This is a genomic window from Streptomyces milbemycinicus, assembly GCF_002154605.1.
GTDB classification, from domain to species: domain Bacteria; phylum Actinomycetota; class Actinomycetes; order Streptomycetales; family Streptomycetaceae; genus Streptomyces; species Streptomyces milbemycinicus.
In genome coordinates this window covers 1-20,717 of record NZ_MUNE01000376.1, presented here as the reverse complement: position 1 = coordinate 20,717, position 20,717 = coordinate 1, and the positions used below count along the sequence as shown (strand labels likewise).

The window sequence follows — 20,717 nt, the reverse complement described above, 5'->3', positions numbered from 1 at the left end:
GCCGCCGCGGAGCGGAGCGCGGTGGCTCCGCCCGCGCGGCGGCGTCAGCAGCTGAAGGCCGCCTCCGCCCAGTCCCCGTGGTCGCTGGTCACGTCGTCACCGGCGTCGGTGGTCACCAGCCGGACGGTCGTCGCGCCGCCGAGGGCGGCGGTGACGGTCGTGGCCGGGTCGGCGTTGGTGAGCGTCCCCGTCGAGGCGACCTTCTCGCCGTCCGCCCACACCTCGAAGGCGACCGTCCCGGCGGCGTCCTCCTCGTCGTCCACGCCGACCTGGGCAGTGAAGCTCGTGCACCGGCCGCCGGTGTAGTACGTCACCTCGCTCGGCGCATGCACTCCAAGGCCCTTGGCGTGGACGGTGCCGCCGATAGTGATCGGATGTCCGTCGCCCGCCGCGTTCTCGCCCACGCTGGTGTCCTTCTCCACCGGACCCCAGCCGTTGACCGCGCTCAGCCACGGCAGATCGCTCGCGTACGAGGTCCCGGAGGGCGGGGCCACCACCACATGCACCGGAGCCGGCAGCTGTGCCGTGGCCCGGGTGCCCCGCGGGGAGCGGTAGTCCGCCGAGACCTTCAGCTCGTACGCTCCGGCCGGGGTGCCGGCGGGTGCGGTGACTTGCCAGCGGGTGGTCAGTTTCCGGCCGGTGGGCAGGGTGGTGGCCCTGGTCGGGGAGGTGGCCTCGACGCGCCAGCCGTCGGGGCCGGTGAGGCGGACCGAGACCTGGCGGGCGGGGGTGCGGCCGAGGTCGGTCACGACCGTGGCGACCTGGGCGGTGGTCCCGGCCTCGGCGAGCGCGGCCGCGTCGGTGCCCAGTTCCACGGCGGGCGGGTAGGCGGCCCAGCGCCGGTCGGCGCTGACGCGGAACAGCGCGGTGCCATGGGCCGGGACGGTGGCCGCCACGTCTCCGGCGGTGTTGTAGCTCCGGTGTTCCCACAGGTCGCGCAGCTGGTACCCGTCCGCCTCCGGCAGGCCGAGCGCCGCGGCCGTGGTGGCGATGTGCCGGGGCCGGTCGGTTTCGTTGAAGAGCGCGACCGCCCGGTCGCCGCCCGCGAGCTCCTTGGCGATGACCCAGCCCCCGCCCCCGGAGGAGAGCACCTGGCCCTGTTTGCCGAGTCCGTCCTGGTCGACGGCGATGACCTCGCGGTTGCCCAGGATCTCGTATGTCTCGGGGGTGGCCTTGCGCAGGTCGGTCCCGATCAGCAGCGGCGCCGCCATGATCGACCAGAGGGAGAAGTGGCTGCGGTACTCGGTGGGCGTCATCCCGCCGTTGCCGACCTCCAGCATGTCGGGGTCGTTCCAGTGGCCGGGCCCGGCGTACGGGGTGAGCGGGAGGTTCTTCTTGGCGATCGAGAGCATGCTGCCCCAGCTGTCGCTGATGTCGCCGGTGGTACGCCACAGCTGGCCGACGTCCGCGGCCCACTCCCATGGCTTGTTCTGGCCCCATTCGCAGATGCTGTAGACGATGGGGCGGCCGGTGGCCTGGAGCGCGTCGCGCATGGCGAGATAGCGCTGTTTGGCGTCCACGCCTTGGTTATTGCAGTTGTCGTACTTGAGGTAGTCCACGCCCCAGTCGGCGAACTGCTGGGCGTCCGACCGCTCATGGCCCAGGGCGCCGGGAAAGCCGGCGCTGTTGCAGGTCTTGGTGCCGGCGCTGGTGTAGATGCCGAACTTGAGCCCCTTGGAGTGCACATAGTCGGCGACGGCCTTGATGCCGTTCGGAAAGCGCTCCGGGTCCGGGACGAGCTTGCCGTCCGCGTCGCGCTGGGGCAGCGCCCAGCAGTCGTCGAGGTTGACGTACTGGTATCCGGCCTCCTTCAGGCCCTTGGTCACGAAGATATCGGCGATGTCCTTGACCATCGCCTCGTTGAACTCGGCCCGGCAGTGGGTCGAGTTCCAGTTGTTGAAGCCCATCGGGGGAGTGAGGGCGAGCCCGTCGCCCGGTGCCGCGGCGGCGTTGGCGCCGGTGCTGACGGGATGGGTCGTGGGCTGGGCGGCGGCCGGGATGGTCAGCCCGGCGGCCCCGGTCGTACCAAGCAGTGCGGCCGCCATTCCTCCGATGATTCTTCGGCGGATGGCCAGGGAAGAGACATGGCGCATGATGCGGGTCCTCCGTTCTCGACGGGGTGACGCTGCGTCAAAGCACGTAACTCGCGGTCGTTTACGGTAGACCCTGTTGGAGTCTGTTGGAAGAGAACCGGTAACGGTTGTTCGATATCTCGTCATAACCCTTGACTGGGCCCCGTTCGACGGGTGTGATCCATTCACTCGCGTTCGGTTGTGTTCGATTGAACCTCCTTGGAGGGGCACATGGCACAGTCATCGTCAGAACATCGGATCTCCCGTCGTGCCCTGCTCCGGGGCACTGCGGTCGGAGCCGGTGCGGTCGCCCTCCCGGCGCTGCTCACCGCCTGCGGGGGCCCCAGCGACGAGGTGAAGGTAGGGTCCAACGCCTCGGACGCCGTGCCGCGCAAGGCGTTCGCCGAGGTGTTCGACGCGTACGAGAAGAAGTCCGACAAGAAGCTCAAGGTCAACACCGTCAACCACGAGTCCTTCCAGGAGAACATCAACCGCTATCTCAAGGGCACCCCGGACGATGTCTTCATGTGGTTCGCGGGCTACCGCATGCAGTTCTTCGCCAAACAAGGGCTGCTCGCCGAGATCAGTGACCTCTGGAAGGGCTTCGAGGGCTTCTCCGACGCGCTCAAGCAGCAGTCCACCGGTGAGGACGGCAAGCAGTACCTCGTGCCGTATTACTACTATCCGTGGGCCGTCTTCTATCGGAAGAGCGTGTTCCAGCAGCACGGCTACGAGATCCCCAAGACCTTCGACGAGTACCGCGCGCTCGCCAAGCGGATGGACAAGGACGGCCTGGACGCGATCGCCTTCGGCGACAAGGACGGCTGGCCCGCCATGGGCACCTTCGACTACCTCAATATGCGGGCCAACGGCTACGACTTCCACATCTCCCTGATGGGTGGCAAGGAGTCCTGGACCGACCCCAAGGTCAAGCAGGTCTTCGACCTGTGGCGCGGGCTGATGCCGTACCACCAGAAGGGGGCCAACGGGCGCACCTGGCAGGAGGCCGCGCAGAGCCTGGCGAAGAAGAAGTCGGGCATGGCGGTCTTCGGCCTGCCGCACCCCGGCCAGCAGTTCCCCGAGGCCGACCGGGACGACCTCGACTTCTTTCCCTTCCCCGAGATCGACTCCGCCTACGGCCAGGACGCGGTCGAGGCGCCGATCGACGGCTTCCTGCTGTCCAAGAAGTCCAAACGGCAGAAGCAGGGCAAGGAACTGCTGAAATACCTCGCCACCCCGGCCGCCGAGGAGATCTACCTCAAACGGGACCCCAACAACATCGCGGTCAACGAGGGCGCGTCCACCTCCTCGTACAACACGCTGCAGAAGAAGGCCGTCGAGCTCATCGCCAACGCGAAGCAGATCTCGCAGTTCATGGACCGCGACACCCGCCCCGACTTCGCCTCCCAGGTGATGATCCGGGCCATTCAGCAGTTCATCAACAGCCCGAACGACATCGACTCCCTGACGAAGAGCATCGAGTCCCAGAAGAAGACCATCTTCACCAGCGACTAGGAGACACACGCCGTGCCGCACACCACCGCGCGGCGTGCCAGGCGGCGGGGCCCGCGGAAGTTCTCCTCCCGCGACCTCGCCGTCATCGGCGTGCTGCTGGGCATACCCGTACTGCTCGACCTCACCCTCATCTGGGGGCCGACCCTCGCCTCCATCGGTCTGTCCTTCACCAGCTGGGACGGCATCGGCGATATCCACTGGGTCGGCGTCGACAACTACCGGACTCTGTTCACCGACTATCCGCCGTTCTGGCCGGCCGCCCGCAACAACCTGCTGTGGCTGGCGTTCCTGGGGTTCGTCGCCACCCCGTTCGGGCTGCTGCTGGCCGTACTCCTCGACAAGGGCGTCCGGTTCAGCCGCTTCTACCAGTCCACCCTCTACATGCCGGTGGTGCTCTCGCTCGCCATCGTCGGCTTCATCGCGCAACTGGTCTTCTCCCGCGACCAGGGCGTGCTCAACGCCATTATCGGCAACACCGACGACCCGGTCGACTGGCTCGGCGACCCCGACCTCAACATCTGGGTGGTGCTGCTGGCCGCCGCCTGGCGGCACACCGGGTATGTGATGATCCTCTACCTGGCCGGGCTGAAGTCCGTGGACCCCTCGCTCAAGGAGGCCGCGGCCCTCGACGGGGCCAATGAGCGGCAGACCTTCTTCCGGGTCGTGCTGCCCACGCTACGGCCGGTCAACGTCATCGTCGGCGTCATCACCGTCATCGAGGCGCTGCGCGCCTTCGACATCGTCTACGCCATCAACCACGGGCGCAACGGGCTGGAACTGCTCTCCGTGCTTGTCACGGACAACATCATCGGCGAGGCCAGCCGCATCGGCTTCGGATCCGCCATCGCCGTCGTCCTGCTCACCGTGTCCCTGGGATTCATCGTGACCTATCTGGTCCAGGAGCTGCGAGGGGAGAAAAAGCGATGACCAAGGGGATGACCGCATCCGCCCGGACCGCACCCGCGCGGACCCCCGCGCCCGCGACGCCCGCGCGGGGCGGGCGCCGCCGGACGCGCCCCGGGCGCCTGGGGCTGCACGCCTTCCTGATGACCGTCTCGCTCGCCTTCCTCGCCCCGCTGCTGCTGGCCGTCTACGCCTCGCTGCGCCCGTACGAGGAGACCGCCGAGCACGGCTACTTCTCGCTGCCGCGCCATCTGTCGTTCGACTACTACAAGCAGGCGTTCAGCGACTCGGGCATGAGCAAGTACTTCGTCAACTCGCTCATCATCGCGGTGCCCGGGGTGCTGCTGACGCTCTTCTTCGCCTCCTTCGTGGCCTTCGCCGTCTCCCGGCTGAAGATGCGCGGCGGGCTGATCCTCCTGATGGTCTTCACGGCCGGGAACCTGCTGCCGCAGCAGGTGATCGTCACCCCGCTGTATGTGATCTTCACCAAGATCGACCTGCCGTACTGGATGTCGGACTCGATGACGCTGTACGACTCCTACTGGGCGGTGATCGCCGTCCAGGTCGCCTTTCAAGTCGGCTTCTGCGTCTTCGTCCTGGCAAACTTCATGCGCACCCTGCCGCTGGAGATTCTGGAGGCGGCGGTGGTGGACGGCGCGGGGGTGTGGACCCAGTACTGGCGGATCACCCTGCCGCTGTGCCGTCCGGCGCTGGCGGCACTCGGCACGCTCCAGTTCACCTGGATGTACAACGACTTCCTGTGGGCCCTCGTCTTCGTCTCCGACGGCGACAAGCTCCCCATCACCTCCGCGCTCAACAATCTGCGCGGGCAGTTCTTCACCGACTACAACCTGCTGGCGGCCGGCTCGGTGATCGTGGCACTGCCCACTGTGCTGGTCTTTCTGATCCTCCAGCGGCACTTCATCGCGGGCCTCACCCTCGGCGCGAGCAAGGGCTGAAGTGCGGCTCCGGGGTGCGCTGACGGCCCGCGCCGCCGCCCCGGCGGCGGCGCGATCCGTCACTCCCCTGCCCCCGGGCGTTTTCACAACAGGGTGATGCGGGCAACTGACAGGGGGCGATGGAATAGGGGGAAATGTGATCGTCTGGCTGAACGGTGCGTTCGGCGCGGGCAAAACCACCGCGGCCCGCGAATTGGTGGACTTCTTGCCGGGCAGCACGTTCTATGACCCGGAACTTGTCGGCGACGGCCTGCGGATGATGCTGCCGCGCAAGCGCCTTGACGAGGTGTCCGACTACCAGGACCTGCCGTCCTGGCGGCGGCTGGTCGTCGACACCGGCGCGGCGCTGATCGCCGAGGTCGGCGGCCCGCTGGTGGTGCCGATGACAGTCCTGAGGCAGGAGTACCGCGATGAGATCTTCGGCGGCTTCGCGGCCCGGCGCATCCCTGTGCGGCATGTCTTGCTGCACACCGATGAAACGATACTGCGCGAGCGAATAACGGAGCGTCAGGCCATCCCGGGCGACGCGGACGCCAGCGAATCCGTCCGCCGCTGGTGCCTGGACCACCTCGAGCCCTACCGCTCGGCCCTGCCGTGGCTCCTCGACGACGCGTATGTCGTGGACACCACCGAGCTCACCCCCCGGCAGACCGCCGAGCACATCGCCGACGCCGTCCGCGAGGGCGCGGGCAGCTGCGACATCGTGCAGACCCCGGAGCCCAGAGCCGAGACCCTGGCGGCCGGGGTCCTGCTCTTCGACGAGGACGACCGGGTGCTGCTCGTCGACCCCACATACAAGCCCGGCTGGGAGTTCCCCGGCGGCGTCGTCGAGTCCGGCGAACCGCCCACCCACGCCGGCGTCCGGGAGGTGGTCGAGGAACTGGGCCTCAGGCCGGCCGAGCCGCTGCGGCTGCTGGTCGTCGACTGGGAGCAGCCCTGCCCGCCCGGCTACGGCGGCCTGCGGCTGCTCTTCGACGGCGGACGGCTCACCGCCGAGGCGGCCCGCGACGTCCTCCTCCCGGCCTCCGAACTGCGCGCCTGGCGCTTCGTCACGGAGGGGGAGGCCGCTGAGCTGTTGCCTCCGGTACGGCTGAGCCGACTGCGGTGGGCCCTGCGCGCCCGCGAGCAGGGGCGCCCGCTGTACCTCGAGGCGGGGACGCCGACGGGCTGACCGCAGGGAGACGGGCTCGGTATGGCTCCGTGGCGCCTGTCCCGCGCCGCGGTACGGGGCGGCTTACGGTCCGGCGCCGAGCCCGCCGTCCGGTCCAGCGCCGAGCCCGCCGTCCGGTCCGGCGCCGAGCCCGCCGCCTGGTCCGGCGGCTCCCGGCCCCGGTCCGGCCCGGGGCGACCTGGTCCGGCCCGGGTCTCCCGGCCCTGGTTCGGGGCTGCGGCCGGTCGAGGCCGGGGCCGGCGGCATCGGTGGGCCTTCCGCCTCGCGGGAGCATGACGTCGGCTCAGCGGACGCCCCGCGCCGCGGCTACCGGGTCGGGGCGGCCACCGTATCCGCGGCCTCGTCCGCGTAAGAGCGCAGGAACAGCGCCTCCGCGAGCGAGAGCCGTTCCAGCTCCTGTGGCGAAACGCTCTCGTTGACGGCGTGGATCTGCGCGTCCGGCTCGCTCAGCCCGATCAGCAGGATCTCCGCCTCCGGGTAGAGCGAGGCGAGCGTGTTGCACAGCGGGATCGAGCCGCCCGCGCCCGCGATCGCCATCTCCTGCCCGTCGTACGCCTCGCTCAGGGCCCGCCCCATCGCCGTGTACGCGGGGCTGGTGGTGTCCGCACGGAACGGCTGGCCTTGGCCGACCTGTTCGACGGCGACCCGCGCGCCCCAGGGCGCGGCGGACTGAAGGTGGGCGGTGAGCAGTTCGGCTGCCCGGCTCGCGTCCACGCCCGGCGGCACCCGCAGGCTGACCGCCGCCCGCGCGCTCGCCTGCACCGACGGGGTGGCGCCGACGACCGGTGGGCAGTCGATGCCCAGGACGGTGATCGCGGGGCGGGCCCAGACGCGGTCGGCGACCGTGCCCGAGCCGATCAGCTCGACCCCGTCCAGGACCTTGGCGTCCTTGCGGAAGTCCTCGTCCGGATACTGGAGTCCGTCCCAGGTCCCGTCGGCCGCCAGACCCTGGACTGTCGTGGAGCCGTCCTCGGCCCGCAGCGAGTCCAGGATGCGGATCAGCGCGGCGAGCGCGTCCGGGGCGGCGCCGCCGAACTGGCCGGAGTGAAGATTGCCTTCCAGGGTGTCCACCCGGACCCGCAGCAGCGCCATGCCGCGCAGCATCGCGGTGACCGTCGGCAGCCCGCAGCGGAAGTTGCCGGTGTCCCCGATGACGATCGCGTCGGCGGTCAGCAGCTCGGGGTGCGCCTCCGCGTAGCGCTCCAGGCCTCCGGTGCCCTGCTCCTCCGAGCCTTCGACGATGACCTTGACGTTCACCGGGATCCCGCCGTGCTGCCCCAGCGCGCGCAGCGCGGTGAGGTGCATGATCAAGCCACCTTTGCAGTCGGCGGCGCCGCGCCCGTACCAGCGCCCGTCGCGCTCGGTCAGCTCGAAAGGCGGCGAGATCCAGGCGGCCTCGTCCAGCGGCGGCTGGACGTCGTAGTGCGCGTAGAGCAGCACCGTCGGAGCCCCGGCCGGGCCGGGCAGAAAGCCGTAGACCGACTCGGTGCCGTCGGGGGTGTCCAGCAGCGCCACGTCCGTGAACCCCTCGGCGCGCAGCGCGTCGGCGACCCATCGCGCGGCGGCCTCGCATTCGCTCTTGGGGAACTGCGCCGGGTCCGCGACCGACTTGAAGGCCACGAGCTCGGCCAGTTCGGCCTTGGCGCGGGGCTGCAGCGCGGCGACGGTGGCGGCGATGGCCCGGCGGTCGGCCGGGGCGGTGGCCGCGGGGCCGTCGGATCGGGCGTGAGGTGCCTGCTCCATGTGGGGACGCTCCTGTGGGATGCGCGCGATGGCACGTATGTACGGCTTGATGATGTGCTGCCGATCATCCCACAGCGGGGTCACCCGCTGGTGAGCCGTAGGATGCGACGGTGGCCCGCGGCGGAGGTGGCGCAGGGCGATCAGGTCGGTCGAGTGGGAGCGGAAGCACACGTGAGCAGCGACAACGCGGCCCGGAACGGGGCCTCCCCGGCGGAGCCGGCGGACGAGTCGGTATGGGACGTCGTGGTGGTGGGGGCGGGCCCGGCGGGTGCGTCCGCCGCTTACGCCGCCGCCTGTGCGGGCCGCCGGGTGCTGCTGCTGGAGAAGGCCGAGCTGCCGCGCTACAAGACGTGCGGCGGCGGCATCATCGGCCCCACGCGCGATGCGCTGCCGCCCGGTTTCGAACTCCCGCTGCGCGAGCGTGTGCACGCCGTGACGTTTTCGCTGAACGGCAGGCTGACCCGCACCCGTCGCTCCAAGCAGGCCCTGTTCGGGCTGATCAACCGGCCCGAGTTCGACGCCGGGCTGGTCGAGGCGGCCAAGGACGCGGGTGCTCAGGTGCGCACCGGCACCGCGGTGGCGCGCGTCGAGCAGCACGGCCCGTCCGTGCCCGACCGGCGCACTGTGGCCGTGGTGCTCTCGGACGGCGAGACCGTGCTGGCCCGGGCCGTGGTCGGCGCGGACGGCAGCGCCAGCCGGATAGGCGCCCATGTGGGGGTCAAGCTGGACCAGGTCGACCTCGGCCTGGAGGCGGAGATTCCGGTGCCGCCGACCGTGGCGGAGGACTGGTCGGGGCGGGTGCTCATCGACTGGGGCCCGCTGCCGGGCAGTTACGGCTGGGTCTTCCCCAAGGGCGACACGCTGACGGTCGGGGTGATCTCGGCCCGTGGCGAGGGCGCCGGGACCAAGCGTTATCTCGAGGATTTCATCGCCCGGCTCGGGCTCGCCGGGTTCGAGCCGCGGATCTCCTCGGGCCATCTGACCCGCTGCCGCTCCGACGACTCGCCGCTGTCGCGCGGCCGGGTGCTGGTGTGCGGGGACGCGGCGGGGCTGCTGGAGCCGTGGACCCGGGAGGGCATCTCCTTCGCGCTGCGCTCGGGGCGGCTCGCGGGGGAGTGGGCGGTGCGGATCGCCGAGGCCCATGACGCGGTCGACGCCCGGCGCCAGGCCCTGAACTACGCCTTTGCGATCAAGGCGGGGCTCGGGGTGGAGATGGGGGTCGGGCGGCGGCTGTACTCGGTGTTCGCGCGCCGCCCCGGAATGTTCCACGCGGCGCTCACGGGCTTCAGGCCGGCGTGGCGGGCGTTTACGAAGATCACGCGTGGCACGACGACCCTCGCCGAGATCGTCCGCACCCATCCGGCGGCCCGGCGGGCGCTGACCGCGTTCGACCGCCGGTAGCGGCACGGCCGGCCCGTCGCCCGGGCGGCCCCGCTGCCCTCCGTCGGCCGCTCACGCCTTGGTGGCCGGGGCCTCGGCGACGGTGGTGTGAGCGTCGGCGGAGGCGTCGGCGTCGGCGGTGGTGATGCGGAAGACCGGGTGGAGCGGCGAGATCCGCGCCAGTTCGTCGTCCGAGGACTTCGCGGTCACCCCGTCGAAGTAGCTCTTCACCTCCCAGCCCCAGCGGTCGAGGTAGGCGCGCAGCGCCTCGGCCTTCTCCGCGCCCTCCGGCAGCTCGATGGCGGTGAAGGTCTGCTGACGGCGCCCGAGCTGCAGTCGCCCGCCGCCCGCCGCCCGCATATTGCGCACCCACTGGGAGGCGCCGCGGGGGGAGACCAGATAGCGCTCGCCGTTCAGCGACAGCGGGTTGACCGGCACCCGCCGCCATTCGCCGGACTTCCGGCCGACGACGGACAGTTCGGCGGTGCCGAAGAAGCTCACCCCGCGCCGGGCGAGCCAGGCGACGGTGGCGTTCATGGCGCTGTCGAACCGGCTGGGCTTGATGTGGTGTTCCGACATGGTGTCCTCCTGTGCTCGCTGTGCTCCTTTTCGAGAGCGGTGCTCTCGCTTGAGATCAGTGTGCATGAAGCGGTGCGCCGTTGCAAGAGCACTGCTCTTGTTGTTGGCCGGTGCTCCGCCTAGATGAGAGACTGGCTGCCATGAGTGCGATCCGAGGGGCCAGGGAACGGGCCCGTACCGAAGTGACCGCCGCCATCAAGGAAGAGGCGCGCCGACAGCTCGCCCGCGAGGGCGCGGCCAAGCTGTCGCTGCGTGCCGTCGCCCGCGAGCTCGGCATGGTCTCGTCCGCCCTCTACCGCTACTTCCCGAGCCGCGACGAGCTGCTGACCGCGCTCATCGTGGACGCGTACGACGCCCTCGGCGCCGGCGCCGAAGCGGCCCTGGCGAAGGCGGACGGCCAGGAGCCCGTAGAGCGGTGGAGCGCGGTCTGCCGGGCCGTACGGGAGTGGGCGCTGGCCCATCCGCATGAGTACGCGCTGATCTACGGCTCCCCGGTGCCCGGCTACTCGGCGCCCCAGACCACCGTCGTACCCGCCTCCCGCGTGGGCCTGGCCCTGCTCGCCATCGTGGGCGACGCCCACGCCGCGGGGACTCTGAGCGTCCCCGGGGAGGCCGAGGTGCCCGAGGCGGTGCGGGGAGACGCACGGGCTCTGGCCGGGACCCTGGGGATCGAGCTGCCCGACGCGGCGCTCGCGAGGTTCGTCGCGGCCTGGGCGCAGCTGTTCGGCCTGGTCAGTTTTGAGCTCTTCGGTCAGTTCAACGGCATCGTCGAGGCGCGCGAGGAGTTCTTCGGCCAAGCCGTGGCGACCCTCGGCCGTACGGCCGGCCTCCCCTAGCAGGCCCTGTCCAGCGCGGGTGTCTACCGGGCACGGCGTGGCGCGAAGCGCACGGCCGTGCCCGGGACGGCCTGGGCGGCCGCGGCGAGACGGCCCTCGGGGACGACGCCGACGACGGGGTAGCCGCCGGTCGTGGGGTGGTCGGCCAGGAACAGCACCGGGCGGCCGTCCGGCGGGACCTGCAGCGCGCCCAGGACCATGCCCTCGCTGGGCAGTTCGCCGTCCCTCGCGCGCTCCAGCGAGGGCCCCTCGGTGCGCAGCCCGATGCGGTTGCTCGCGGCCGACACCCGGAACTCGCCGGTCGCCAGGGTGCGCAACGCCCGGGCGGTGAACCAGTCGTCGCGCGGGCCGAGCGCGACCGGCAGGACCAGTTCGCGCGGCGGCCCTGGGCAGGGCGCCGCATCCACGGCAGGCGCCGGGCCGTACGGCGCGCCCAGCCGCAGCATCGCGCCGTCGGCGAGCGGGGGCGGGCCGAGGCCGGAGAGCAGATCCGTGGAGCGGCTGCCGAGCACCTGCTCGGCCTCCACGCCGCCGCCGAACGCCAGATAGCTGCGTACGCCATGGGTGGCCGCGGCGACCTCCACCAGCGCGCCCGAGCGCACCCGTACGGGCGCGCCCCATGCGGCGGGCCGGCCGTCCACGGTGACCGGGCAGGGCGCGCCGGTGACCGCCACGGTCGCGCCGCGGCGCAGCCGTACGGCGCAGCCGGTGAGCGTGGTCTCCAGGGCAGCGGCCCCATCCGGGTTGCCCACCAGGCGGTTGGCGAGCCGTAGGGCGGGCTCGTCGAGCGCCCCGGAGCGCGGTACGCCGAGGTGGGCGTGGCCGACCCGGCCGAGGTCCTGGACGGTGGTCAGCGCGCCGGCCCGCACCACCGCGAAGGCGCTGTCCGTCATGTGGAGGCCTCTTTCCGTGCGGGCTGCTGTGCAGGCAGGGGCTGCTGTGACGGCGGTTCCGGGATGGGCCGTTCCGGTACGAAGCGGACGCGGGTGCCGGGGGCCAGGAGCGTGGCCGGGGTGCGCGCGGTGTCCCACAGCACCGCGTCGGTGGTGCCGATCAGCTGCCAGCCGCCGGGGGAGGAGCGCGGGTAGACGCCGGTGTACGGGCCCGCGAGGGCGACCGAGCCGGCCGGGACCCTGGTCCTCGGGGTGGCGCGGCGCGGTACGTGGTGGTGTTCCGGCAGGCCGGTCAGATAGCCGAAGCCGGGGGCGAAACCACAGAAGGCGACTCGGAATTCGGCGGCCGCGTGGATGCGTGCGACCTCGTGCGGGGCGACCCCCCACAGCTCGGCGACATCGGCCAGGTCCGGGCCGTCGTAGCGCACCGCGATCTCGACGGTGGCGCCGTAGCCGCCGGCCGGCGGGGGGATGTCCCACCGGGCCACCTCGGCGGCGAGGCGGCGCGGATCGGCCACCCCGTCCAGGAGCACGGTGCGCGCCGCGGGCACGATCTCCCGTACCGCGGGCAGCGTCCGGGCCTCGGCGCGGCGCAGCAGCTCGGCGTGGAGGGCCAGGGCGGCCTCGCCGGTGTCCACCTCCAGCAGCAGCGCGTGGTCCCCGACCGGCAGGCCGCGCACGCGGACTCGCCCGCCGGAGCCGGTCATACGAACGGCTCCACGCGCACGCCGGCGCTCTCCAGTTCGGCCCGGACCCGGCGGGCGATATCGGCCGCCCCGGGGGTGTCGCCGTGTACGCACAGGGACCGTATGTCCACCTCGACCGGTCGGCCGTCGATCGAGGTCACCGACTTGTCCCGGGCGAAGGCGAGCGAGCGCTTGACGATGGTGCCCGGGTCGGTGACGACGGCGCCGGGCTCGGAGCGGGGGACCAGCGTCCCGGCCGCGGTGTACGCGCGGTCGGCGAACCCCTCGCGTACGACGGGCAGTCCGGCCGCGCCGGCCGCCTCGTGCAGCCGGGAGCCGGGGAGCCCCAGGACGGGCAGCGGGGCGTCGGCGGCCAGCCGTATGCCCTCGACGACCGCGGCGGCCTGGGCCTCATCGTGTACGCAGCGGTTGTACAGCGCGCCGTGCGGCTTGACGTAGACCACATCCGACCCCGCGGAGCGCGCGAACACCCTTAGGGCGCCGATCTGATAGGCGATCTCGTCGGTCAGCTCACGCGGCGGTACGTCCATGGCGCGGCGGCCGAAGCCCGCCAGATCCCGGTACGAGACCTGTGCCCCGATGCGCACACCGCGCTCGGCGGCCAGCTCGCATACCCGACGCATGGTCGAGGGGTCGCCGGCGTGGTAGCCGCAGGCGACGTTGGCGCTGGTGACGACGGACAGCAGGGCGTCGTCGTCGGTGAGCTGCCAGCGGCCGAAGCCCTCGCCGAGGTCGGCGTTGAGATCGATGGTCGGGTCCGTCATGGCAAGACAACGTAGGCGATCGTTGAACGATCCGACAAGAAGAATGTTGTTCCCGGAGGGGTTCTGGGATTGACTTCTCGCCATACGGGATTCAGAAGCGGCGAAGGGGATTAAGGGTGAAAAACGGGGCGGATCGGCGGATTGCGGAGGCGTCCTCACTGGTCGAGTTGGAGGGCGACCGCGCACTCCTGGGGCGGACGAGCACCGCCGAGCGCGTCGCGGACGTCCTGCGCGACCGCATCGCCGAAGGGTTCTTCCCGCCCGGCACCCGGCTGTCCGAGGACAGCGTCAAAGGGGCGCTCGGTGTCTCGCGCAACACCCTCAGGGAGGCGTTCCGGCTGCTCACGCACGAGCGGCTGCTGGTGCACGAGCTCAACCGCGGCGTGTTCGTACGCGTCGTGACGGTGGACGACCTCAACGACATCTACCGCGTGCGCGCGCTGGTGGAGTGCGGCGCCGTACGCGGCCTAGGGAAGCCGCCGTACCCGCTGGAGGCGGTCGAGTCGGCCGTCCTGGCCGGGGAGCGCGCCGCGCAGGCGCGGGCCTGGCAGGACCTGTCGACCGCCAACATCCGCTTCCACCAGGGGGTCGTGGCGCTCGCCGGCAGCCCGCGCGCCGATGAGCTGATGCGCGGCGTGTTGGCCGAACTCCGTCTGGTTTTCCACGTCATGGACGACCCGCGACGCTTCTACGCGCCGTATCTGGTCCGCAATAGGCACATCCTGGAGGTGCTGCAGTCCGGGGACGCCCTTGAGGCCGAGCGGCTGCTCGCCTCCTATCTCGAGGACTCCCGGCTCCAGCTGTCCGACGCCTATGCGCGGCGGGTTTCCGAGTCGTAAACGATCCCCGGGGCGAGGAACAACTGCGTATCGAAGTCTTGTCGGATCGTTCAACGATCGCCTAGCCTCCGGTGCATTCTTCCTCACGGCGTCGCTCGTGAGGTCCTGCTCACGGAAGGCGGGACATGATCGTTCTCCTCGGCGTCCTGGTGGTGGTCCTCGGATTCGCCACCCGACGCAACCCGTTGCTGGTGGTGGGGATCGCCGGCATCGTCACCGGGCTGCTGGGCAAGCTCTCGCCGCAAGAAGTCCTCGCGGCCTTCGGTAACGGCTTCGCCTCCAGCCGCTCGGTGACGATCTTCGTCATCACCCTCCCGGTCATCGGCCTCCTGGAGCGCAACGGCCTCCAGGAGCAGGCCCGCGTCCTCATCGGCCGGCTCGGCAAACTCACCGCCGGCCGCTTCCTCGCCCTCTATCTGGGGCTCCGTCAACTCACCGCGGCCTTCGGCCTCACCAGCATCGGCGGCCCGGCGCAGAGCGTGCGGCCCATGGTCGCGCCGATGGCCGAGGGGGCCGCCGAGCGCCGCCACGGCCCGCTGCCCGAGCAGGTGCGCGAGCGCGTCCGCTCGTACGCCGCGAGCGCCGACACCGTCGGCCTCTTCTTCGGCGAGGACTGCTTTCTCGCCATCGGCTCGATCCTGCTGATCACCGGCTTCGTCAACACGACCTACGACACCCACCTGGAGCCCCTGCAGCTGGCGCTGTGGGCGATCCCCACCGCCGTATGCGCCTTCCTCATCCACGGCGCCCGGCTGCTGCGCCTGGACCGCACCCTGGACCGCGACCTGGCGGCCGCGGCCTCCCGCTCGGCCCAGGCCGGCGACCGCACCCCGGAGGATGCCAAGTGATCAAGGTCGAGTGGTTCTACTGGCTCGTCGGCGCCGTCTTCCTCGCCATGGCCGCACAGATGGCGGTCGACCGCAGCAACCCCAAGCGCCTCGGCTCCGCGGCCTTCTGGGGCCTGCTGGGCGGATGCTTCCTCTACAGCACCTGGGTGGTGAAGAAGCAGGCCCCGGCCGAACCGCTGGGCCTCGCCGTGCTGGTCATGGTCTGCCTGGCCGGCTTCGGCCGCACTGGGCGCGGCACCCCGCGCACCACCACCGCCGAACAGCGCACCGCGCTCGCCGCGCGGCTGCGCGGCAAGCTGTTCATCCCCGCCCTCACCATCCCGATCGTCGCGGTGGTCTGCGCCTCCGCCCTCAAGCACTGGCGCGTCGGCGGCGAGCCGGTCCTGGAGCCGGGCAGCGAGACCGTACTCGGCCTCGGCTTCGGCGCCATCGCAGGTCTCGTGGTCGCCATGTTCGTGGTCCGCGAGCGCAACCCCGCCGTACCGCTGCACGCCGGGCGCGGCCTGCTGGAGTCCATGGGCTGGGCGCTGCTGCTGCCCCAACTGCTGGCCGTACTCGGCTCGATCTTCCAGGTCGCCGGGGTCGGCACCCAGGTCGGCAAGATCACTGAACAGCTGCTGCCGGACGGCCAGAAGTACGTCGCCGTGGCCGTCTACTGCGTCGGCATGGCCCTGTTCACCACGATCATGGGCAACGCCTTCGCCGCGTTCCCCGTGATGACCGCCGCCATCGGCTGGCCCGTGCTCATTCAGCAGATGCACGGCGAACCGGCGGTCGTCCTCGCCGTCGGGATGCTGGCCGGCTTCTGCGGCACCCTCGTGACCCCTATGGCCGCCAACTTCAACCTCGTGCCCGCCGCGCTGCTCGAACTCAAGGACCAGTACGGGCCCATCAAGGCCCAGATCCCCACGGCCGGGGCGCTGCTGGTCTGCAACATCGTCATCATCTCGCTCTTCGCCTTCTGAGGGGGTCCGCGTGACGTCAGTGACCACCCAAGGGACCCCAAGGACCCCCGTGATTCCCGTGCCCGCCGCGATCCACGTGCCCCCCGAGATTCCCGTGACCCGCGTGCTCCTCACCGGCTTCGAGCCCTTCGGCGGCGAAGCCGTCAACCCCTCCTGGCAGGCCGTCTCACTGGTCGCCGCCGCGCCCCCGCCCGGCATCCAGGTCACCGCCGCCCGGCTGAGCTGTGTCTTCGGCACGGCGCTCGACGAGCTGGCCGCGGCCGTGGAGCAGGCCGACCCCGATCTGGTGCTGTGCGTGGGGCAGGCCGGGGGCCGCACCGGCATCAGCGTGGAACGCGTCGCGATCAATGTGGACGACGCCCGTATCCCCGACAACGCCGGGAGACAGCCCGTCGACGAGCCGGTCGTCGCGGGCGGCCCCGCCGCCTACTTCGCCGCCCTGCCCGTCAAGGCGTGCGTCGCGGCGGTGCGGGCGGCCGGAATTCCCGCCTCCGTGTCCCAGACGGCCGGGACCTTCGTGTGCAACCACGTCTTCTACGGGCTCGCCCACCTGACAGCCACCCGCAAGCCGGCCCTGCGCGGCGGATTCGTCCACGTCCCGTACGCCCCCGAGCAGGTCGTGGACCGGGCCGAGCCCTCGCTGCCCACCGACACGGTGGCGCGGGCGCTGCGGGCGATCATCACCACGGCCGTGAACACCCGCGAAGACCTCCGAGTCGCCGAGGGAGCCACCCATTGAGCAGCGGCCGACCCGATACGACGCCACCCCGGACTGCCGTGGCCCCGGAACTCGCCGAACTCGCCGGCCGATTCGCCGCCGTGGCCACGGCGAACGTGACCCGGCCCTACCCGTACGCCCCGGCCCATCTGCTGCACGGCCCCGAGGACCTGGCGCCGCCGCGCGATTACCACCCCGCTTTCTACGGCTCGTACGACTGGCACTCCTCGGTGCATATGCACTGGCTGCTGGTCCGGCTGCTGCGCCGCTGCCCCGACCGGGTCCGCGCCGAGGAGGTGACCGAGGTGCTGGACCGTCACCTCACGGCCGCGCACCTGGCGGCCGAGGCGGACTATCTGCGCGCCCATCCGTCCTTCGAGCGGCCCTACGGCTGGGCCTGGCTGCTGGCGCTGAGCGCCGAATGCCGGGCCCTGGGCCCGGCGGGCAGCGGTTGGGCGGCGGCCCTGGAGCCGGCGGCCGCCGCCGTCGAGGCGCTGCTGCACGACTGGCTCCGGCGGGCCACCTACCCGGTCCGGCACGGCGTCCACACCAACAGCGCCTTCGCCCTCGGCCTGATCCTGGACAGCGCCGCCGCGGCCGGGCGGGCGGCGCTCACCGAACCGGTCGTGGCGGCGGTCGTCCGCTGGTTCGGCGACGACCACGACGCCCCGGCCCACTGGGAGCCCTCAGGACAGGACTTCCTCTCACCCGCCTTGACCGAAGCCGAGGCGGTCTGCCGGGTGCTCCCGCGGACCAGGTTCGCCGGCTGGCTGGACGGCTTCCTGCCCGGCATCGAACGCGGCGCCCCCGCCCCGCTGCTCACCCCGCCGGTCGTCTCCGACCCCACCGACCCGCAGATCGGCCATCTCATCGGGCTCTCGCTCAGCAGGGCCGCCGCGCTGCGCCGCATCGCCGCGGCGCTGCCCGAGGGCGATCCGCGCGGCCCTGTCCTGATATCGGCGGCCGAGGACCACCTCGCCGCCGGGCTGCCCTACGTGGTCTCCGGATACTTCACCGGCGACCACTGGCTCGCCACCTTCGCGACGCTCGCCCTGGACGAGGGCCCGCCCGGCGGCTGACGAAGGCAGGTCCGCGCAGCAGGTCCGCGCAGCGGCCGACAGGGGTACGCACAGCGGCTCCGGAGGCGTCGTAAACTGATGGATCCGTCCGCGTGCCCGGCCGCTCCGCGCCGTTTCGTCCGTTGTCGGTGCGAGCGCCTAATCTGTGCGACGTGACTTCTCCACCGCCTGGAGCCGCCGCGCCCCAGCTCAACGGGTACGCCGGGGCCGCACGCCCGGCCCCGGGTCCGGCCGCAGACGAGGGCCTGGCCCGGCGGCTGCGCGCGCTCGCCTGCACCGCGCCGCTGCACGACCTCGACGCGCGCAAGGGCAGCCTCGCGGGCGAGTACTCGGTGTACGCGATGGCGGAGGTCGCCCTCGCCGCGATCGACCTGGTCACGCTCAACATGGACTTCGACACCGGCGCCGACCACGAGCAGATAGTGGCCAGGCTGCTGCCCCGCGTCGGCGCGCAGGCCCCGGACCGGCCCACCGCCGAGCATGAGCGAGTCGCCCGCTGGGTGCTGGAAAACCTGATCAACGTCGGCAGTGTGGACCGCGGCTTCCGGGCCGTCTACGGCACGTTCGGCCCCGACGGCGTCTATGTGCGCCGCGATTACGACTTCAAACTGGTCGAGGAGGTGCCCGGGCCCGGCGGCAGCGTCTATCTGCGCACCACCGACGAGGCGGTCAACGTCCTGGTCGGAGCGCTCGACACGGACGTCACCAGCGCCCAGATCGCCGCCGAGGTGAAGCTGGAGGTGCTGATCAGCCGCGGCCGCCTCGCCGACGCCCAACTCGCCGCCGAGCAGGCCCGCTACCGCACCGTGCAGTACTCCGAGACGCTGCGCCGCACCCTCGACGCCACCCGGCGCAATGTGCGCGCGGTCGACTGGCTGCGTACGGTCCCCGACCTGATCAGCGAGGCCCTGGACCACGTCGCCGACCGCTACCGCCATGAGAACGCGATCCTGACCAACATCCGCAAGGCCCGCGACGAGGCGGAGAGCGCGGAGAACAAGCGCCGCGCCGCCGAGCTCGTCGACATAGTCAAGGACTGCATCCGCCGCCACACCCAGCTGCAGTCCCGGCTGCTGGAGGCCGGACCGCTGTTCCGCGCCGAGCAGGACCGCCAGGCCTTCGCCACCCCGGCCGCGCACGCCGGACTCGACCTGTACGGGCAGCTCCTCGCGCCCCTGCTGCCGCTCCCCGTGGACCGCGCCCTCCGCGTCACCGACGCCTTCTTCGCCCGTGGCACGGGGTATCGCACCCCGACGTCCGTGCGCGTCGGCGACCTCGTGGACATGCTGCTGACCCCGCCCGTGGAGCGCGAGCACCTGGGCGCGGAGATGCCCGAGCCCGACCTGATCGCCACCCCCGACGACAGCCGCTTCAGCGAGGAGCAGCTGGCGTCCGCCATGCAGCTGCTCGACCTCCCCGCCGACGCCCCCCGCCGGCTCTCCGGCCTCCTGGCCGAGGCCCGCCGCCGCGACCCCGAACTCCCGTACCTCATCGCCCTGCTGGCCGTCCACGCCGCGAGCCCGCCCGTCGGCACCGCCTACCGCCAGGGCGAGGAGCGGCTGCTGTTCGCCGTCGACGACGGCACCGAGCTGGACGACCCGGAGTTCGGCGGCGCCGACCTGATACTGGGCATGGCACTGCTGGACGCGGCCGGGATGGCGGCGGACCGCGCGGAGGTGGCGTAGTGCGCGCGTTGGGCAGGCGTGGCGGCCCGGCCGTAGCGGCGCCGGGGCCGCCGCGTGTATGCGCGCGAGTGGGCGACGGCGTGGGGGCCTGCCGCAGGGCGGCCGCTCGCCCCGCCGGGCAGCACCCTCCACCGCCTCCGCTTCGGCGAGCGACCCAGACGGCGCAGGCCGGCGCCACCGGATTTACCGCGACCCGCGACCCTGACCAGGCCGCGGCCCACAAGGAGCTTCACCCGTGAGCGAGTACGACCCCACAGACGGCGCGCAGCCGGAGCTGACGTCCTCGGCGCAGAGCGCGTCGGGCGCGTCGGGCGCGCCGGGCGTTTTGGGTGCGGGCCCGGCGGGAGTGTCGGGGGCGGCGGAAGGCGCCGCTCCCTTCACGCCCGCCGACGCGGCCGACGCGGCGCGTCTGGTCGCCTTCGGGCTGCAGCCGAAGCTGCTGCCCGCCCGTGACGTCGAGTACGCCGAGCTGCTGCGCCGCCACCGCGACGACCCGGCGTTCGCGCGGCTGGCCGACGCCGTGGCCGCCGGGCTCGGCCTGATCGTGCTCGAAGTCTCCACCCGGGCCGGGATGGCCGTGGCCGCCGCGGAGGACTCCGTTTTCGCCGTCCGTATGGGCGACTACGCCCGCCGGGCCTCCACCGACTCCGCCGACCGCTTTCTGCACGGCCTCGCCCATCTCGCCGTGGCGGCCATGGCCTTCCCACGCCCCGAGGACCTTGCCGACGACGGCTACATCGGCCGGGTCACGGTCAACGGCATCGACGCCTTCGTCCGGCAGGCCTGCCGCCGCCTGGAGGAGCGCGCCGAGGAAGAAGGGGAGAACACCGACCCGGCCACCGACGCACCCGGCCTGGAGGCCGCCTGGCGGGTGTACGCGCGGCGTAGTGCCACCGGCGCCACCAAGGACGCGCGGCGGCTCGCCGGTTCGACGACCGGCATCGTCGGCAAGGCCGTCGCCTTCCTCGTCGACTCCGGATTTCTCCAGCGCACCGGGGACGACGCGGGAGGCGCGTACCGCACGACCGCCCGCTATCAGCTTCAGGTGCGCGACATGGCGG

At 71.9% G+C, this 20,717-nt stretch carries 19 protein-coding genes; 13 read left to right on the top strand and 6 right to left on the bottom strand.

What is annotated here, in order from left to right:
* Positions 1 to 44 precede the first annotated feature (44 nt).
* Complete coding sequence (locus tag CCN51_RS28775) at positions 45 to 2,045, bottom strand: NPCBM/NEW2 domain-containing protein (protein WP_245881702.1); 2,001 nt, start codon at positions 2,043 to 2,045, stop codon at positions 45 to 47.
* 258 nt (positions 2,046 to 2,303) lie between these two features.
* Here CCN51_RS28775 and CCN51_RS28770 point away from each other — a divergent pair, with 258 nt between their 5' ends.
* The 4 genes from CCN51_RS28770 to CCN51_RS28755 all read left to right on the top strand — a co-directional run bounded on the left by CCN51_RS28770 (position 2,304) and on the right by CCN51_RS28755 (position 6,620).
* Positions 2,304 to 3,587 carry an ABC transporter substrate-binding protein gene (locus CCN51_RS28770; protein WP_014174618.1) on the top strand — a complete coding sequence of 428 codons (1,284 nt, stop codon included), beginning with the start codon at positions 2,304 to 2,306 and terminating at the stop codon, positions 3,585 to 3,587.
* 12 nt (positions 3,588 to 3,599) lie between these two features.
* Complete coding sequence (locus CCN51_RS28765; protein ID WP_014174617.1) at positions 3,600 to 4,514, top strand: carbohydrate ABC transporter permease; 915 nt, start codon at positions 3,600 to 3,602, stop codon at positions 4,512 to 4,514.
* A gap of 8 nt (positions 4,515 to 4,522) precedes the next feature.
* On the top strand, positions 4,523 to 5,449 hold the full coding sequence (locus CCN51_RS28760; protein WP_043489417.1) for a carbohydrate ABC transporter permease: 927 nt from the start codon (positions 4,523 to 4,525) through the stop codon (positions 5,447 to 5,449).
* Between the two features lie 136 nt (positions 5,450 to 5,585).
* Positions 5,586 to 6,620: an NUDIX hydrolase gene (locus CCN51_RS28755; protein ID WP_014174615.1), complete on the top strand. Its 1,035-nt coding sequence runs from the start codon at positions 5,586 to 5,588 to the stop codon at positions 6,618 to 6,620.
* A 306-nt stretch (positions 6,621 to 6,926) separates the two neighbouring features.
* On the opposite strand, the gene CCN51_RS28750 is transcribed toward CCN51_RS28755, so the two are convergent.
* Positions 6,927 to 8,363: a dipeptidase gene (locus tag CCN51_RS28750; RefSeq protein ID WP_014174614.1), complete on the bottom strand. Its 1,437-nt coding sequence runs from the start codon at positions 8,361 to 8,363 to the stop codon at positions 6,927 to 6,929.
* Positions 8,364 to 8,534: 171 nt separating this feature from the next.
* Between CCN51_RS28750 and CCN51_RS28745 the strand changes: the two genes are divergently transcribed.
* Positions 8,535 to 9,764 (top strand): geranylgeranyl reductase family protein, encoded by a 1,230-nt coding sequence (locus CCN51_RS28745; RefSeq protein WP_014174613.1) that lies wholly within the window; start codon positions 8,535 to 8,537, stop codon positions 9,762 to 9,764.
* Positions 9,765 to 9,815: 51 nt separating this feature from the next.
* Here the strand turns inward: CCN51_RS28745 and CCN51_RS28740 are convergent, their stop codons facing one another.
* Complete coding sequence (locus CCN51_RS28740; RefSeq protein WP_014174612.1) at positions 9,816 to 10,322, bottom strand: nitroreductase family deazaflavin-dependent oxidoreductase; 507 nt, start codon at positions 10,320 to 10,322, stop codon at positions 9,816 to 9,818.
* A gap of 140 nt (positions 10,323 to 10,462) precedes the next feature.
* Here CCN51_RS28740 and CCN51_RS28735 point away from each other — a divergent pair, with 140 nt between their 5' ends.
* Complete coding sequence (locus tag CCN51_RS28735; protein ID WP_014174611.1) at positions 10,463 to 11,158, top strand: TetR/AcrR family transcriptional regulator; 696 nt, start codon at positions 10,463 to 10,465, stop codon at positions 11,156 to 11,158.
* A 23-nt stretch (positions 11,159 to 11,181) separates the two neighbouring features.
* On the opposite strand, the gene CCN51_RS28730 is transcribed toward CCN51_RS28735, so the two are convergent.
* From CCN51_RS28730 to CCN51_RS28720, 3 genes are read right to left on the bottom strand one after another with little or no spacing between them, the layout of a single operon-like run.
* Complete coding sequence (locus CCN51_RS28730) at positions 11,182 to 12,051, bottom strand: 5-oxoprolinase subunit C family protein (protein WP_014174610.1); 870 nt, start codon at positions 12,049 to 12,051, stop codon at positions 11,182 to 11,184.
* Positions 12,048 to 12,758, bottom strand: a complete 711-nt coding sequence (gene pxpB, locus CCN51_RS28725; RefSeq protein WP_014174609.1) for a 5-oxoprolinase subunit PxpB — start codon at positions 12,756 to 12,758, stop codon at positions 12,048 to 12,050. Before pxpB ends, CCN51_RS28730 begins: the two co-directional genes overlap by 4 nt.
* Entirely contained in the window at positions 12,755 to 13,522 is a 768-nt protein-coding gene (locus CCN51_RS28720) for a LamB/YcsF family protein (RefSeq protein ID WP_014174608.1), read from the bottom strand. The genes pxpB and CCN51_RS28720 overlap by 4 nt, the downstream gene beginning before the upstream one ends.
* 116 nt (positions 13,523 to 13,638) lie before the next feature.
* Here CCN51_RS28720 and CCN51_RS28715 point away from each other — a divergent pair, with 116 nt between their 5' ends.
* From CCN51_RS28715 to CCN51_RS28685, 7 genes are all read left to right on the top strand, one after another.
* Positions 13,639 to 14,361 carry a GntR family transcriptional regulator gene (locus CCN51_RS28715; RefSeq protein ID WP_014174607.1) on the top strand — a complete coding sequence of 241 codons (723 nt, stop codon included), beginning with the start codon at positions 13,639 to 13,641 and terminating at the stop codon, positions 14,359 to 14,361.
* A gap of 125 nt (positions 14,362 to 14,486) precedes the next feature.
* Positions 14,487 to 15,209, top strand: a complete 723-nt coding sequence (locus CCN51_RS28710; protein ID WP_014174606.1) for a DUF969 domain-containing protein — start codon at positions 14,487 to 14,489, stop codon at positions 15,207 to 15,209.
* A complete protein-coding gene (locus tag CCN51_RS28705) occupies positions 15,206 to 16,174 on the top strand; it encodes a DUF979 domain-containing protein (protein WP_014174605.1) in 969 nt (322 codons plus the stop codon). Before CCN51_RS28710 ends, CCN51_RS28705 begins: the two co-directional genes overlap by 4 nt.
* A 94-nt stretch (positions 16,175 to 16,268) precedes the next feature.
* Positions 16,269 to 16,913, top strand: a complete 645-nt coding sequence (gene pcp / locus CCN51_RS28700; protein ID WP_043489406.1) for a pyroglutamyl-peptidase I — start codon at positions 16,269 to 16,271, stop codon at positions 16,911 to 16,913.
* Between the two features lie 38 nt (positions 16,914 to 16,951).
* Positions 16,952 to 17,971: a DUF2891 domain-containing protein gene (locus tag CCN51_RS28695; protein WP_014174603.1), complete on the top strand. Its 1,020-nt coding sequence runs from the start codon at positions 16,952 to 16,954 to the stop codon at positions 17,969 to 17,971.
* Positions 17,972 to 18,123: 152 nt separating this feature from the next.
* Positions 18,124 to 19,656: a hypothetical protein gene (locus tag CCN51_RS28690; protein ID WP_014174602.1), complete on the top strand. Its 1,533-nt coding sequence runs from the start codon at positions 18,124 to 18,126 to the stop codon at positions 19,654 to 19,656.
* A 325-nt stretch (positions 19,657 to 19,981) separates the two neighbouring features.
* A partial coding sequence (locus CCN51_RS28685; RefSeq protein WP_086860239.1) for a hypothetical protein occupies positions 19,982 to 20,717 on the top strand: 736 nt, incomplete at its 3' end.

Excerpts from the sequence above, each read along its gene's own strand:
- CCN51_RS28775 (WP_245881702.1), bottom strand. The coding sequence starts at position 2,045 with ATGGCGGCCGCACTGCTTGGTACGACCGGGGCCGCCGGGCTGACCATC.
- CCN51_RS28770 (WP_014174618.1), top strand. The coding sequence starts at position 2,304 with ATGGCACAGTCATCGTCAGAACATCGGATCTCCCGTCGTGCCCTGCTC.
- CCN51_RS28760 (WP_043489417.1), top strand. The coding sequence starts at position 4,523 with ATGACCGCATCCGCCCGGACCGCACCCGCGCGGACCCCCGCGCCCGCG.
- CCN51_RS28750 (WP_014174614.1), bottom strand. The coding sequence starts at position 8,363 with ATGGAGCAGGCACCTCACGCCCGATCCGACGGCCCCGCGGCCACCGCC.
- CCN51_RS28740 (WP_014174612.1), bottom strand. The coding sequence starts at position 10,322 with ATGTCGGAACACCACATCAAGCCCAGCCGGTTCGACAGCGCCATGAAC.
- CCN51_RS28735 (WP_014174611.1), top strand. The coding sequence starts at position 10,463 with ATGAGTGCGATCCGAGGGGCCAGGGAACGGGCCCGTACCGAAGTGACC.
- CCN51_RS28730 (WP_014174610.1), bottom strand. The coding sequence starts at position 12,051 with ATGACGGACAGCGCCTTCGCGGTGGTGCGGGCCGGCGCGCTGACCACC.
- pxpB (WP_014174609.1), bottom strand. The coding sequence starts at position 12,758 with ATGACCGGCTCCGGCGGGCGAGTCCGCGTGCGCGGCCTGCCGGTCGGG.
- CCN51_RS28720 (WP_014174608.1), bottom strand. The coding sequence starts at position 13,522 with ATGACGGACCCGACCATCGATCTCAACGCCGACCTCGGCGAGGGCTTC.
- CCN51_RS28710 (WP_014174606.1), top strand. The coding sequence starts at position 14,487 with ATGATCGTTCTCCTCGGCGTCCTGGTGGTGGTCCTCGGATTCGCCACC.